Source organism: Methanosarcina sp. WH1 (assembly GCF_000970005.1).
Taxonomy (GTDB): Archaea; Halobacteriota; Methanosarcinia; order Methanosarcinales; family Methanosarcinaceae; genus Methanosarcina.
Map to the genome: position 1 here is coordinate 3,082,514 of NZ_CP009504.1, position 15,058 is coordinate 3,097,571.

A 15,058-nucleotide genomic window follows, 5' to 3' on the forward strand; every position below is an offset into this window, starting at 1 on the left:
CCATAAAATTTATAATATGAAATCACGCCCGTACAGTATATAAATTTTTTTACAATTTAGCAAAAAAATATATGAAGTATAACTTGAAAAAAGAAAGGACAGGTTGCCCCTTATTAATCAGTTAATATGCCCCTTGACTCCGAAAAATCAGATAGGTCTGACCTCAACAAGATCTCCGCTATCCTGAGCTTCCATAATTCCCACTGCAAGGTCCGAGTTCACCCTGAGTTTCACATCCCCATGCCGGCTAACAGTTGCGCTGAAGAGATATTCGTCTTCGATGAAAATCTCCACGTCCTTTCCTGCAAGTTCGGGAGCCCCAAGGATAAGGTGCTTCTTAGTCCTTTCGATTATCGGATGAACCGGGGATGCAGGAATACCTTTCTCATGCCCGATTTCTCTGGCCTTTCCCGGAAAGGTTTTGCGTTCAGCCCCGCGCTTCTGGGCTTTTACACCTCTTGAAATATCGGCCTCCAGCTCCCTGACGTCGATGTGGAGCCCAAGGATATTTTCGATCCTGTCAATGACGTTCCCGCCTTTGCCGATAACCTTTCTCATATCCTCGTCATGGACCTTTACGATTGCACTGTCGTCTGAAGTCACTTCCACCTCAACGGGACCTGTTGCATATCTGCTGATAACATTCCTTATCTCTTCTTCAGCAAGCTTCCAGGCAGGCTTCCGGCTTTCCCGGGAAGGACCAATTGGCATGACCACAACTTGTTCTCCATATGTGTAAATCTCATAATCGACCTTGCCTGTTTCGAAATCCGCAATGGTAATTACCGGCCTTGCAAGATCCTGCTCGGTCATTCCGTGAGGGACCTTAACTGTAAAGGCTAGTACCAGGACCTTTGTGACCTTTCCCTTGTCGATGAAAATTACAGTATCCACTACCTGTGGGATCACACCCAATTCAACCCTTCCGATAAGACGCTGAATGGCATCCACTGCCCGGGTCGCATGAACTACTCCGATCATCCCGACTCCTGCCAGGCGCATATCCGCAAAGATCAGAAAATCCCCGGTTTTTCGTACTTCATCATAGATAGTGTAGTCCGGCCTGACCAGAAGCAAGAGGTCTGCAGTGTCTTCCATCCTGCCATTGAGAGGAGAATACTGTGTGATCTCAGGAGGCACCTGAAGGTCTCTTGGGGATTCCATGGTTTTGACCACCTGCCCGTGGTCGTTCAGATATCTGGCAACTCCGGCAGCAAAAGTGGACTTCCCGGCACCAGGAGGTCCGGCAATGAGAATCCCACGCTGGCTTACAATACGTTCTTTCAATTTATCGCTCAGGCGGTAATGCTCAAGATCCACAACCACAGTTGGCCTGACAGTCGTGATTTCCATGTCATCGGAAAAAGGCGGGTGAGCAATTGCAATTCGCATGTTCCTTATTTGAAGAACGGTCGCCCCACTTGAAGACATCTCGATGAAAGACTCAGGGTCCAGCCTCGCCCTTTCAATTAGTTCTTTTGAGATGCTGGAAAGTTCCGCAGAAGTTGCAGGTTCATCACGAATCCGTACATACCGCACATTCTCCACAGGTCCCTTCTTGGCCATAGGAGATACACCATTTTTGAGGTGTACGGACATCGTATCGTCAGTGAAAAAATGCTCGATTTTAAGGGGGCCGAATTCTGAAGGATCCAGAACTTTGGGATAAATGTACTCAACATCAAGTCCTTTTGCCTTAGCTATAAGAGACTGTACACGATCTTCACTGACGAACAGCCCTCCAACTTCAAGAGCTGTGCGCCGGATAAGGGCATCCACCCTGCCCTCCTTAGAAAGCCTGATTTCCTCTGAAGTGGGCTGAACCCCACTGAACTGAAGATTAATCTCCCCTCTGCCTGATAGCTTCCGAAGTTCCAAAAGCTCTTCAAGCCCTTTGAAACCTATTTCTCTGCCCCTGTTTGCCTGGGCTTCAAGCTCCGATACCACAGCTTCGGGAACAACAACCTCAACACCCCTGAACTCACCACTTCTGACGCGGGAAGAGAGCCTCCCGTCAATTATCACGCTGGTATCCGGAACGATCCTCGATATCTGCTTCTCATCAGCCATATAAAGGGATATAGAGCCAGAAAGTATATAATAAAACTTCTGCTGCTTTTTTTCAGATGAATGAAGTAAAAAAAACAGGATTGGTGAGAAACCAGGTTTTAAAAAACCTGAAAAAAACCTGAAGAAGATGGAAATAAAGAAGGAGGGGAAAAAATAAAAAAAAGTGAAAAAAAATAAGAAAGGAAAGAAAAAACAAAAGAGTAAAAGAGATAATAGACTAAAAATTATAATAATGAAGAAAGCTCAAAAAAGAATAGAACTTTAGAGTTCAGTAAACATCCTCTGGCTCAAAGACCTTTTCCCCTACGACCTCTCCTTTGAGATTTCGATAGAAACACGACCGGTACCCCATATGGCAGGCCCCTCCAACCTGTTCCACGAGCAGGAGGATGGAATCCATATCACAGTCGATCCTGATTTCCTTCACTTTTTGTACATGCCCCGAAGTTTCACCTTTCTTCCATAGCTGTTTCCTGCTCCGGCTCCAGAAATGGGCAATTCCGGTTTCGACGGTCTTTTCAAGGGCTTCCCGGTTCATATAGGCACACATCAGGACCTCCCTGCTAATCTGGTCCTGAACTACAGCAAGGATCAGGCCGTTTTCATATTTTAGGGTATCAAAGTCAATCATGGGAGATAGATTGCCAAACTAGTATAAAAAGAGAAGTTTACAAAAAAATATAAATAGACAATTGAAAACCTGAAAAAGAACAAGAACATCGCATACATTGAGCCGGACTTTAAGGTTAAAGCTCTCGGGGAAACCTTGCCCTGGAGGATAGAAAAATAGGAGTTATCGGCGTTGCCCCTGAAACAAATTTATACGCACAAAAAATACTCGATAGTACGGGGAGCGGTTCTTCTGGTAACATTATAGCAGCTATCGACTGGGCAATAGCTACTCATGATGATGGAATAGATTCAAACGAGATCCAGATAATTTCAATGAGCCCGGGTTCAGATAGTGGAACGGAAACGCTTAATTCAGCATGTACTTTAGCATACGAGCATGGGATTCTGCTGGTTGCAGCTGTCTTTTTTATTTTTTCAGTAAGCAACTACTTTATTGAAACCTCTCACGGTTTGATTCCAAGAACATCCTCAACATATGCCCTTAAAATCTCTGCAACACTCCATGCCTGGGCAATGCAGCCTCCTGGAGTGTAAGGGTAATTACCATCAAATACCTCGGAAATGGTGCCTATGCCTGCCGTTTCAAGATGCATATCAAAGCCTCTGAGGAGGGAACGCATATCTTCAAGGCTCTCTTTTGAGTAGTTGTGTACTTTCCTGTAGGCTTTGACATAAGGTCCAAGGAGCCAGGGCCAGACGGTCCCGTTGTGGTATGCCAGGTCCCTTATTTTAGGCCCTCCCTGATAGCGCCCCCTGTAAGAGGGATTATCCATTGAAAGTGTCCTTAGCCCGAAAGACGTGAGCAGATCCTTTTCCACCCTGTCCACGATAGCCTTTTCTTTCTCAGGAGAAAGCATTGTGTAAGGAAGAGCCACTGCAAAAATCTGGTTTGGGCGGATAGACGGATCTTTAATCTGATTTCCCGCCTCATCCTCAGACACGACATCATAGAGGCAGTTAGCCTCCGAGTTCCAGAAAATTTCTTCAAATTTAGATGCTACCCCGGCTGCGAGAGTTTCATATGAAGAAGTTTCTTTGCCAAGGAGACCCCCAAGTATGGAAGCACTTTTCAGAGCATTATACCAGAGGGCATTTATTTCACAGGCTTTACCTGCTCTTGGAGTCACGGGATTATCTTCTATATTAGCATCCATCCAGGTCAGTTGAGGACCCTGCCGAATAAGATAATCAGAGTCCATGCCGATTCCAAAGTCTGTGCCTTTACGGTAATTATCTATGATACTTTCTACAGTATCCCAAACGTCAGAGAGAAACAGTAAATCTTTTGTGTATGCAAAATATCGGCCAAGGGCATGAATAAACCAGAGAGAAGCGTCCACGGTATTATATACTGCATCTCCTCCAAGAGCCGGAAATGCGTTAGGGACCAGGCCTCTTCGAGAGTGTCTTGCAAAGTTCTTGAGAGTGGACCTGGCTTCATCGAAGCGGTGGGGAACTAAAAGAAGACCAGGCAGAGAAATCATTGTATCCCGCCCCCAGTCAGCAAACCAGTGATATCCCGCAATCACCGAATTCTGGCCTGTAGAGGGATTCTTCACAATAAAAGAGTCAGTTGCCCTGAGAAGCTTAAGGGCAAAAGGTTCGGTAAGCCTGGAATTAAAAGCAAGAAGATTCTGTCGATATACCTCTCTTGTATAGAGTTCCTCAACCTGCTCAAGAGTAAGAGAAGAAATATCTTCGGTTGAAGCAGCAATAAAAAAACGAGAGGTTCCCAGTTTAAGTTTGCTTTCGAAATAACCGGGGTTAAAGTTGTCTTCCTGGAAAGCAAGTCCGCGTTCCTTTTCAGCATCAAATTCAAAATTGTAGTACCACTTCGGGTCACGATGATACTGGAGATTGGACGAAAGCGAGAAAGAAAAACCATTAGAACTTTCCAGTTTTAATCCTGTAGAATCTGCTTCCTGATAAAAGGAAAGGTATCCGGAGCGAGTAGTGTAATGGAAATCTCTTGAGTTTACCATAGGAAAAATTCTTAGCGAAGCACCCTCTTTTCTGGACCTGATATCATAGACGACACAGGTTGTATTATTATTATGAACCATGAAGACCTTTTTCTTCACGGTAAAAATACCGGGCTGGTAAACCCAGAGGGGAAAAGGGGCAAGAATGAATTTAGAAAGGTAATTGAAGCCCGCAGGAGATACAGTGCCCGGATACTTATGGGTTGCAAGTCGGTAGACTTCGTTATTGAGAGAGATTTCCTCATCAAGGGAAGAAAGTAACAAAACCCGCCCTGGGGAATTCTCTGGAGCCGCTACAAGTAGTCCGTGATAAGTCCTTGTTCCGGCTCCTATAACTGTAGAAGATGCATATCCTCCGAGCCCATTCCCTATAATCCATTCTTTTTTTATACCTTCTTCATAAGTAGAAAATGAATCTGCTCCAAGCCTGATCCCACTCATACATATCTGATTAGGATTTGATTTCTTATATAGTTGTATGTTTGGAAGGAGGGGTTTAAACATAGAAGGAGGTATACAGTATAATAAGTGTAAAAATAATTATATTTCAATTGTAAACATAAACTATTTTAGTTGTACAGGACATAAGAAAGTGAGAATCATGAATCAAGACCTTTTAGAAATCCTTGTTGACATCTTCAAATCATCCGGATACAATGTCATAATATCCAGCCAGTCTGATATCCGTGTAGAGAAAAATGGACATCAAGCTTATGTCATGTGCGCCCTGAAACCAAGCTATGAAGAAATAAAATATTTTTCCGAAAAGATAGCAGCTTGTACCGGAATCTATGTGATGACCCAGAAAATTTCGGGAAAACTGAATGAATATGCAGCTGAACTCGGAATATATATCTGGGACAGAGATGAGCTAGCTCTTCAGATAGGAAGGGCGGTTCTGGCAAATATGGAAAGAAAATCGAGTGCTTATCAGAAAGAGTCTGAAATACCTTTAAAGGAATCTCAGAAACAGGTAGAAACGGCCCCTGAACCCACTAAAGAAAACAGAGAAGACGATGGCTTCAGACAGGAGCTTTACTCTGATGGGAGACTTGTACCACTTCAAGACATGTCGAGAGAAAAAGAAAAAATCTCTTTTGAATCCAGAACCCTGCCAAAGCCGGTTGAGGGGAGAAAACCTCTAAAAAGACTGGAGAATAGCGAAGTTTCCAGAATTGAACCATATGATATGCTGAACATACAATCTGTAGAACCCAAGATATCTAAAGATCAGGCAATTATCATTTCAAAACCCTATATCAGCAGCCCTAAAGATGCGATTTTGAAATTCGTACCTTTCTGGAAGTATTCCTACAATGTTGAGGCAGAAAAACGATTCAGGTCAAAAGTTATGAGCATTACAGGAGAAGGGGAAGGCTATCTTAATGCTCTGAACAAGTCAAAAGAAAATATGGATATAGAAGGTCTTGGTACGCCTACCAGGATTCCGGCAGTGCAATATGAGGTGAAGAGGCCGAATGTAGATAAAAAACAAGCAGAGAAGGTCCTTCTTGAATTAATTATACAGGAAAATACACGCGAGATTCGCTTTAACAATATGGAAGGGCAGGCAATTATCTACGAACAGAAGAGCATCAGCCCAAAAGCCAATGAAATAGAACTTGACATGGATCTTGTATATATTCCTGTGTGGGAAGTGAAGGGTAAAAGGAATTCTCTTGAGATCAATGCTTATAATGCCAGCGTGCTTGAAGAACCTATAGATGAAGATGCCGAATTCCTTTAAGAGAAATTTTTAAAAATATTAGAAGAAAAATATATAAGATAGAAAATATATTTACATATTGGAAGAAAAGCGGATTTCTGGAAAAGAATCCACAATTTGCCCTTCGAAGACTTCTTTGATAAAACTTTTTCAGGAAAAAAGAGATGTCATCTCGCATAAGCGTTATATGTATTAGATGCAAGATTATATAACGCTAAGGAGTTATCTATAAGTTGTAACAGATGGCTTTTTATAGGAGATTAAGGTCTTCAGTGTATTAAACTTATCAAAAATAAAAAGAGGTATATATAAATGATTGAAATAACAGAGAAAGCTGCTGCAGAGCTAAAAGCACTGCTGGAACAGGAAGGGAAATCTGACCTTGCACTCAGGATCTTTGTTGCTGGAGTAGCCTGCAGTGGGGTCCAGTACGGACTCGCCCTCGACGAAGAAGTAAAGGAGGACGATGTGACAATGGAAAGCAACGGAATTAAGCTGGTAATGGCAAAAGACATTGAGAAAAGCTTCACTGAAGGCAACATTGATTTCGTTGAAGATGAAAACGGAAAAGGTTTCGTTATCCGCAACCTCGGTGCCGGCAGCGGATGCGGTAGCTGTGGTGGCTGCCATTAAATAAAAGTTGCGCTGGCGCACTCCACCACAAGCAACGGGGTATTTTCGCGCCACCGCTCCAAATTTCGTTAAAGAAAAAAATAACCCTAAAAACTTTAGTTTGAGTAGAAGTTAACAACCGGAAAGTGGAATTGATAAATTACATATTATCACTAACGGTTATCGGGGAAGTTTTCCATCCCCGCAACAAGCTAGCGGGGTATTCGACTGATAATAAAAGCAAAACCTTGCAAGGGCATGAAAAAATACCCGAACCTGAAGAAGCAAACAAAAAATGAAAACAAAGGAGAAGGGGATCTATGATTCCAGGAATGGGAGGCCGGGGGGCGAACCCGGCTAAAATGAAACAGATGATGAAGCAGATGGGGATTAATGTTAAGGAGCTTAAGGACATTGAAGAGGTAATTATAAAGACTGCGGACTCTAACATAATTATTGAGAACGCAAATGTCACTATAATGACAGTCCAGGGTTCGGAAACATATCAGATTGTAGGTGATGCAAAGGAAGTCCCAAAATCTCTGGAAATCCCTGCCGAAGACATCAAACTCGTAATGGAGCAGACCGGCGTCTCCGAAGAAGAAGCCAGGAAAGCCCTGAAGAACTCAAACGGAGATCTGGCAGAAGCCATTGTGGCACTTTCTTCTGCCTGATCCCTTTTCCTCATTTTATAAAGATCTCACTTTATGAACTTCTAATATTATAAACTTCGATTTTAGAATAATCTCATTTTTACCATATATAATAAAATTAGTTTCAACACTTTGATTTCAACACTTTATTCTAACCTGTTTTTGAAATTATATTCAAGAGGAACGATATAATTGGTGGACGTCAATGCTACAAATGCCATGATTGTGGATATAACTATTCTGTAGAGATGAAATCAACTGCTAGCTCTGCTTCTGTTAAGAGACAGGCTTTACAACTCTATCTTGAAGGATTAGGGTTTCGCTCAATAGGAAGAGTTTTGGGGGCAAGTCATGTTTCTGTCCAAAAATGGATAACGAAATTTGGTTAGGACTTAAAGGATCTAAAAAGCGAAAATGAGATCACTATTGTTGAACTGGATGAGATGCACACTTACATCGGTAACAAAAAAAATATTGCTGGATCTGGATTGCTATTGATAGAGTTGGGAAAAAAATTCATCAACTGTTCTTTTGGCAGCAGAGGAACAGAAACTGAAATACAACTCTGGAATAATTTAAAGAATAAAGAAAAAGTGTTCTTTCAGGTCTTACATAATTTATTAAATTGAAAACGGAAGAGAATACCCTATATCTTTACCATTTTGAGGGATTTCATGAAAAGAAATAAAATGCTGTTTACATCAATTCTAACAATAGCCATCCTACTAGCCCCAGTTGTATCGGCAAATGGAAATGACACAGAAAAAAAAAGAATTAGATTTTCGCCTACAAAAAAACGTTGAAGATTATAATATGATAGTTACAGATAATAACTCATCATATGAAGATGTCCTAATATGTACAGATCAGCTTTATCAAATTATTGATGAATTGAATAGTCTTGGTATGGATATCGAATCTATTCAAACTTCAAATGTAAAAGTAGTATCTAAAAATAAAGTTCTTCCAGCAACCATGTCGGTAAGAATTGTTCCACTTAAAGAAAAAAGTGAACGCATATCAGCTACTGCTAATGAAAGTCAGCTCAAAAAACTCAATGAAATCTATGGAAAAGATAAGTCAATTAGAGAATTAATGGAAGAAGTTTTCCCCGATGTGCAAGCAAAGACACCAAAAGATATAGTAGAATAAGATTATAAAACTAAAATGAGGTGGCCTACCCCAACATTACCTACTGCTAAGTTATTCCCACAATTTAAAATTGAAATACCTTCTCATATAGCATATGCTCAATCAAACCTTTATGCAAACTCAGCACCTGAAGTTGAATTTTCCTTAGGACATTTATGTTTTATCCAACTCCACTCACAATAATGCCCTATATGAAGGTACTTTCTTATCTATATTATCCAGCAGAGGATGAATATATACATGCGGCTGTTGAAGAAGATACATGGTGCTATTCAATAGAGGCAGAAGATAGCGAAGTCGCAGAAGATACTGGTTACTACTGTACAGTAGGATCACATTATGTAATTTTTATTTCAGGAAACCTATACAAATATGTAGCTAGTAACTCAGGCGAGCTATATGTAGATTTTTAAAGAAATAATCCCAAATCAATTTGATTTGACCTGATTATTACTGCTGAGATTACAACACCAAATGATATTTCTTTAATTTCATACTTTGGTAGCAGACAACGTAACAAGAGAAAGAAGAATTCAAAAAAACATTTCAAAAAATCAATATCAAAAAATCAATTTAAAAAATCAATATCAAAAAATCAATTTAAAAAATCAATATCAAAAAATCAATTCAAAAAAACATTTCAAAAAAACAATTTCAGAATAGAGTTAAAGTAGTATAGGGTGAGTTTGGCAGCGATCCAGAGTTCCCGAAGGCTCGCACACTTCAGTACAGTAAGGAACGTGGACAGGCTTATCTTCTGTGTTCGGGATGGGTACAGGAGTTGCCCTGCCGCTATGGCCGCCAAACTCTACCTATAAATGGGATATGGAAAAAGTCATGTATAGATGTGCTGCATACTGAATTTCGCCTGGACCTGAATTAGGTGAAAGGAACGGATAGTTAGTGAACGCGGACTGAACACCTCGTTGCCTTGGTGCTTACATCCCGTTTCTATCAAACCGGTCTTCTACCGGAATCCTTAGAGAGGTCTCTTTTTAGGTCAGATTTCGAGCTTAGATGCATTCAGCTCTTATTCCTTAGCGCGTAGCTGCCCGGCAATGCCTTGTCAGACAACCGGTACACCAGTGGCGCCGCTGCTTGGTTCCTCTCGTACTAAAAGCAGCTTACCCGCAGACCTCTGGCACCTCTAGTAGATAGTAACCGACCTGTCTCACGACGGTCTAAACCCAGCTCACGATCTCCTTTAATAGGCGAACAACCTCACCCTTGGCCGATGCTGCACGGCCAGGATGGAAAGAACCGACATCGAGGTAGCAAGCTGCCGGGTCGATATGTACTCTTGCCGGCAACGACTCAATTATCCCCGGGGTAACTTTTCTGTCATTTTTGGCCCCCACCAAGGAGGCTCAAAAGTTCGCTAGAACCGACTTTCGTCTCGTCATCCACTGCTTTGCTGAATAACGTCAGGCTGACTTATACTCTTGCACTCTTCAGCGAGTTTCCGACCCGCTTGAGTCAACCATTGCGCGCCCTTGATATCTTTTCAAGGGCGTCCCGCCCCAGGCAAACTGCCCACCTATCGGGGTCCTCTTCGCAGAGTTAGGGTCGTAGTTCCAGAAGGGTAGTGTCCCAATTGTGGCTCCACAGATGCTGGCGCACCCGCTTCGACGCCTCCTACCTACTCTGTACATCCAGAACCACAACCCAACGACAGGCTGCAGTAAAGCTCCACGGGGTCTTCACTTCCCCCTAGAGGTCTCTAGACTGTGCACTAGAATGTAAGCTTCACCGGACTCCAGTTAGGGACAGTAGGGCTCTCATTGATCCATTCATGCAAGTCGCCAATTAAGCGACAAGGTACTACGCTACCTTAAGAGGGTCATAGTTACCCCCGCTGTTTACAGGCCCTTCTTCCCGTTGAACCGGGGTTTCAGGTACCTGCACTGAGCAGGATTCAGAGATTGTACTAGCCCTTACGGGTTTGCAATCTCCTATGTTGGTATTAGACAGTTAGAGCCCCCTGGTCACTGCGACCTGCTGTCTTCACAGCAGGCACTCCTTCTCCCGAAGTTACGGAGCTAATTTGCCGAATTCCCTTAACTGAATTACTCCGACACGCCTTAGCCTTTTCAGCTAGGGGCACCTGTGTCAGTTCTCGGTACGGACATTTAGCTGTCCTTTTCACGGGTTCCTGGGTGCAGCCGACTTAAGCCATTACAGATTCGCCCGATTCTCGCCATTACGGCTCTCCACGGGATTCGCTGCTTAGACGGCGCGACGACGCCGCTCGGCCTGCCCGGAAACGTCAGAACTAAGTGCTAAATGGTACAGGAATATTAACCTGTTTCCCTTTTGGCGTACTCGAATTACGGTACGTCTTAGGACCGACTAACCCTCGGCTGACGATCATTGCCGAGGAAACCTGGCCCCTTCGGCGGCAGGGATTCTCACCCTGCTTTGCTGCTACTATTACCAGGATTTTCGTTTGTGAACGGTCCACAGGACTTTACAGCCCTGCTTCAGCCCGAACACAACGCCTTCCTACGAGATTACCTTGCGGTACTCCGTGGTATCGGTGGTCGACTTGAGCCCCGTCAATTTTCGGGGCCCCAAACCTCGACTGGTGAGCTGTTACGCACTCTTTGAAGGGTAGCTGCTTCTAAGCTAACCTTCCAGCTGTCTTGGGCTTGGGACGCCCTTTAGCGTTAACACTTAGTCGACACTTGGGGACCTTAACCACGGGCTGGGTTGTCTCCCTTACGGACTACAAGCTTACCCCAGTAGTCCGGACTCCGACTGTCTCAGATGACGGTGGGTTTGGAGTTTGACAGGCGGGCGAGGGATTTCTCCCCCGGAACCGCCAATCAGTGCTCTACTCCACCGACGATCTCAAGTCAGGTCATGCTGCGACATGTTTCGGAAGGAACCAGCGGATGCCGGGTTAGATTAGCATTTCACTACGAGACGCAGGTCACACGAATGATTTGCAGATCAATACCGCTTGCGGTCCTCCACGTAGCTTTCGCCACGCTTCAACCTGCCCACGCCTAGATCACCCGGCTTCGGGTCGTACCCCGGTGACTCCACGCACTTGTATACGTCGTGCCTCGCCCGAAGGCTGCGCACATGTTGCTTTCGCTTCGGCTGCCCAGATAAAAGGTTAGCCATCGCCACCAAGATACACTCCCTGGCCCGTTCTTCAAAACGTAAGATACAACACTGGCAGTGACATTCGTACTACATCCTCGCGGATGATTTCTTCATGTCAAAGATCCTTTCATGCCGTATCGTTCCATCACTATCAGGTTTCAGGCACTTTGCACCTCCCTTCTCGGGGTACTTTTCAGCGTTCGGTCACCCTACTATTTCGCTATCGGTCTCAAGGAGTATTTAGTTTTGGAGATTGGTGACCCCCAGATTCCCGCACGATATCCAACGCACGGTACTCAGGGACATGTTCCGGTCTGTTAGCTTACACCTAAGTGACTGTCACACTCTATGGTCTGCCGTTCCAGGCAAGTTCGGTTTTGCCGCAAGACGTTTGAACAGCCCTACAACACCACATTTCCCCGAAGGGATTCGGTTTGAACTGTGCCGGTTTCACTCGCCGTTACTAGCGGCATCTCAATTGATTTCTTTTCCAGCTCCTACTGAGATGTTTCAATTCGGAGCGTTCCCGATCATTACTGATCACTATGGAGAGGTCCCATTCGGAGATCCCGGGTTCATTGGATCCATGCACCTATCCCGGGCTTATCGCAGCTTGGCACGTCCTTCATCAGCTCTTGAGCCGAGCCATCCACCTGATAGCATAACTCCTGTTACACCTAACCAGGTCCAGTTAGCGTTCAATATACAGCACCTATACACGACTTCATATGCCCGCGGTTCCGCGCAGGCTATCCATCCTTCCCCGATAAACTACTTATCGGGTGCATTTGATGAGTTATAATTCGAATTTATTAATGGGGTGAGGATTTGTACGGTTTATCGGCATCTGGGTGATAGTGTTTTTAGCTTAGGAGGTGATCCAGCCGCAGATTCCCCTACGGCTACCTTGTTACGACTTAACCCCCCTTGCAAAATTCAGGTTCGAACACGGCACAGAGTCCGTGCCCTCACCCATACCTCACTCGGGTGGTTTGACGGGCGGTGTGTGCAAGGAGCAGGGACGTATTCACCGCGCTATATTGAAACGCGATTACTACGGATTCCAGCTTCACGAGGGCGAGTTACAGCCCTCGATCCGAACTACGGATGGGTTTGTGAGATTACCAGCCCCTTTCGGGGGAGGGACCCATTGTCCCATCCATTGTAGCCCGCGTGTAGCCCGGGAGATTCGGGGCATACTGACCTACCGTGGCCCGCACCTTCCTCCGATTTAACACCGGCGGTCCCCACAGAGTACCCATCGTCCCGGAGGACATGCTGGTAACAGTGGGCACGGGTCTCGCTCGTTGCCTGACTTAACAGGATGCTTCACAGTACGAACTGGCGACGGCCATGCACCTCCTCTCAGCGATTCAGGCAAAGTCTTCAGCTTGGCCTACATATTGCTGTCGCCCCCGGTGAGTTGTCCGGCGTTGAGTCCAATTAAACCGCAGGCTCCACCCGTTGTTGTGCTCCCCCGCCAATTCCTTTAAGTTTCAGCCTTGCGGCCGTACTTCCCAGGTGGCTCGCTTCACGGCTTCCCTGCGGCACCAGACACGGTCGCGCCATGCCTGACACCTAGCGAGCATCGTTTACGGCTGGGACTACCCGGGTATCTAATCCGGTTCGTGCCCCCAGCTTTCGTCCCTCACCGTCGAACCCGTTCTGGTAAGACGCCTTCGCCACAGGTGGTCCCACAGGGATTACAAGATTTCACTCCTACCCCTGTAGTACCTCTTACCTCTCCCGGTTCCAAGCCTGGCAGTATCCCCCGAAAGCCTAATAGTTAAGCTATCAGATTTCCCGGAGGACTGACCAAACCGGCTACGGACCCTTTAGACCCAATAATCACGATCACCACTCGGGCCGCCGGTGTTACCGCGGCGGCTGGCACCGGTCTTGCCCGGCCCTTGCTAACAGGTGTAGTTTAAACACCTGGACAGCCAGCATATGATGCTGGCACTCGGTGTCCCCTTATCACGGTTTCCCGCATTGTAAAGTTTTCGCGCCTGCTGCGCCCCGTAGGGCCTGGATTCATGTCTCAGAATCCATCTCCGGGCTCTTGCTCTCACAACCCGTACCCGTCGTTGGCTAGTAGGTACATTACACCCACTACTACCTGATAGGCCGCAGATCCATCCTTGGGCAGACGAATCCATTTGACGCATAAAGCATTCCAGCAGATATGCGGTATCCGGAATTATCCCCAGTTTCCCGGGGTTATGCCGGACCCAAGGGCAGGTTATCCACGTGTTACTGAGCAGTACGCCATGTTCACGAAGAACATATGACTCGCATGGCTTAGACGAACACCGATAGCAGTAACCTCTGGCAGGATCAACCAGAATTGTTATAGCACACTTGAAATTAAAGGTCTTGGTCGCAGAAACTTGCACTAACAACTATCTAATTCAGTTAGTTCATTTCGCGATAGATATTTGAAAAAACATCTATCACCCAGAATTAACCGAACCGACAAATCCTCGTCAGACAGAAAATAACTCCTGTCTCCATTAAATTGATAATGAGTAGTAATTGCTGCATTTATGATGCAGGAAATTATAGTTACGCACCCATAGTATTTAAAGATATCGAATCTCCCCTTTGACAGGAAGAACTTTCTCAAAATTGCTATGAGAAAAACCCTCTAGCATGTGTTAAGAAACACACTAGAAAAGGATATTTGCTTACACGCTCATAGTATATAAGAGTATCCATTCCCCTTCTAAGAAGAAGAAATATCAAACCATTGTACTATGAGAGAACCAACCAGCACAACAATATTCATGCTGGTACAGGAAACACATATACATTAGTATTAATATATAAAGCTTTTCATCCAGGCACATTTTAAAGAAAAACAAACATAACATATAAATGGAATTTTGTTTATTCAGTTCCTGAATTCCACCCTGGAATTAATAATTCAAGAGCGACGCACGCTTGTTTTACGTGTGAGACATACAAACACACATCCAATATATATACCTGTCGCCTTCCGGAGTACTTAGAAGAAAATAATAAGAAGAAAAGACTAAAAGAAAGCAAAAAAGCGTAGCATTAAAATAACAACAGGAAGTTGAAAGCTGCATGATGAATAACCTTAAAGCTCGAAAAAA

At 44.6% G+C, this 15,058-nt stretch carries 9 protein-coding genes, 3 rRNA genes and 1 pseudogene; 7 read left to right on the plus strand and 6 right to left on the minus strand.

The genetic code is table 11. The annotated features are described in order from the left end of the window. Nucleotides 1-147: 147 nt before the first annotated feature. Together MSWH1_RS13575 and hisI are read right to left on the minus strand one after the other, a co-directional pair. Entirely contained in the window at nt 148-2,070 is a 1,923-nt protein-coding gene (locus tag MSWH1_RS13575) for a PINc/VapC family ATPase (protein ID WP_048129361.1), read from the minus strand. 268 nt (nt 2,071-2,338) lie between these two features. Then, nucleotides 2,339-2,701, minus strand: coding sequence for a phosphoribosyl-AMP cyclohydrolase (gene hisI, locus MSWH1_RS13580; RefSeq protein WP_048129363.1), 363 nt, complete (start codon nt 2,699-2,701; stop codon nt 2,339-2,341). 155 nt (nt 2,702-2,856) lie between these two features. Here hisI and MSWH1_RS20945 point away from each other — a divergent pair, with 155 nt between their 5' ends. Beyond that, a complete protein-coding gene (locus MSWH1_RS20945) occupies nt 2,857-3,237 on the plus strand; it encodes a S8 family serine peptidase (protein WP_369798607.1) in 381 nt (126 codons plus the stop codon). Here the strand turns inward: MSWH1_RS20945 and MSWH1_RS13585 are convergent. Next, nucleotides 3,147-5,126, minus strand: a complete 1,980-nt coding sequence (locus MSWH1_RS13585; protein ID WP_048129366.1) for an amylo-alpha-1,6-glucosidase — start codon at nt 5,124-5,126, stop codon at nt 3,147-3,149. The two genes, MSWH1_RS20945 and MSWH1_RS13585, sit on opposite strands and share 91 nt — an antisense overlap. Nucleotides 5,127-5,286: 160 nt before the next feature. On the opposite strand from MSWH1_RS13585, the gene MSWH1_RS13590 reads away from it, so the two are divergent. From MSWH1_RS13590 to MSWH1_RS13615, 6 genes and pseudogenes are all read left to right on the plus strand, one after another. After that, nucleotides 5,287-6,432 (plus strand): hypothetical protein, encoded by a 1,146-nt coding sequence (locus MSWH1_RS13590; protein ID WP_048129368.1) that lies wholly within the window; start codon nt 5,287-5,289, stop codon nt 6,430-6,432. Between the two features lie 291 nt (nt 6,433-6,723). Then, the gene (locus tag MSWH1_RS13595) at nt 6,724-7,044 is read left to right on the plus strand and encodes an iron-sulfur cluster assembly accessory protein (RefSeq protein ID WP_048129370.1); all 321 of its coding nucleotides are present in this window, start codon (nt 6,724-6,726) and stop codon (nt 7,042-7,044) included. A 299-nt stretch (nt 7,045-7,343) separates the two neighbouring features. Beyond that, entirely contained in the window at nt 7,344-7,697 is a 354-nt protein-coding gene (locus tag MSWH1_RS13600) for a nascent polypeptide-associated complex protein (RefSeq protein ID WP_048129373.1), read from the plus strand. A gap of 146 nt (nt 7,698-7,843) precedes the next feature. Next, nucleotides 7,844-8,266, plus strand: a pseudogene (locus tag MSWH1_RS13605) (IS1 family transposase); the annotation flags it as partial. Nucleotides 8,267-8,423: 157 nt separating this feature from the next. Beyond that, the gene (locus MSWH1_RS13610) at nt 8,424-8,828 is read left to right on the plus strand and encodes a hypothetical protein (protein WP_156148192.1); all 405 of its coding nucleotides are present in this window, start codon (nt 8,424-8,426) and stop codon (nt 8,826-8,828) included. Nucleotides 8,829-9,019: 191 nt separating this feature from the next. After that, nucleotides 9,020-9,241: a hypothetical protein gene (locus tag MSWH1_RS13615; RefSeq protein WP_197074596.1), complete on the plus strand. Its 222-nt coding sequence runs from the start codon at nt 9,020-9,022 to the stop codon at nt 9,239-9,241. Between the two features lie 271 nt (nt 9,242-9,512). Here the strand turns inward: MSWH1_RS13615 and rrf are convergent. The 3 genes from rrf to MSWH1_RS13630 form a co-directional block, all read right to left on the minus strand. Then, a 5S ribosomal RNA gene (gene rrf, locus MSWH1_RS13620) occupies nt 9,513-9,634 on the minus strand. A gap of 74 nt (nt 9,635-9,708) precedes the next feature. Continuing rightward, nucleotides 9,709-12,613: ribosomal RNA gene (locus MSWH1_RS13625) — 23S ribosomal RNA — on the minus strand. Nucleotides 12,614-12,809: 196 nt separating this feature from the next. Further along, nucleotides 12,810-14,287, minus strand: a 16S ribosomal RNA gene (locus tag MSWH1_RS13630). The 16S, 23S and 5S rRNA genes sit together here, the layout of an rRNA operon. Nucleotides 14,288-15,058 lie beyond the last annotated feature (771 nt).

Excerpts from the sequence above, each read along its gene's own strand:
- MSWH1_RS13575 (WP_048129361.1), bottom strand. The coding sequence starts at position 2,070 with ATGGCTGATGAGAAGCAGATATCGAGGATCGTTCCGGATACCAGCGTG.
- hisI (WP_048129363.1), bottom strand. The coding sequence starts at position 2,701 with ATGATTGACTTTGATACCCTAAAATATGAAAACGGCCTGATCCTTGCT.
- MSWH1_RS13585 (WP_048129366.1), bottom strand. The coding sequence starts at position 5,126 with ATGAGTGGGATCAGGCTTGGAGCAGATTCATTTTCTACTTATGAAGAA.
- MSWH1_RS13590 (WP_048129368.1), top strand. The coding sequence starts at position 5,287 with ATGAATCAAGACCTTTTAGAAATCCTTGTTGACATCTTCAAATCATCC.
- MSWH1_RS13595 (WP_048129370.1), top strand. The coding sequence starts at position 6,724 with ATGATTGAAATAACAGAGAAAGCTGCTGCAGAGCTAAAAGCACTGCTG.
- MSWH1_RS13600 (WP_048129373.1), top strand. The coding sequence starts at position 7,344 with ATGATTCCAGGAATGGGAGGCCGGGGGGCGAACCCGGCTAAAATGAAA.
- MSWH1_RS13610 (WP_156148192.1), top strand. The coding sequence starts at position 8,424 with ATGGAAATGACACAGAAAAAAAAAGAATTAGATTTTCGCCTACAAAAA.
- MSWH1_RS13615 (WP_197074596.1), top strand. The coding sequence starts at position 9,020 with ATGAAGGTACTTTCTTATCTATATTATCCAGCAGAGGATGAATATATA.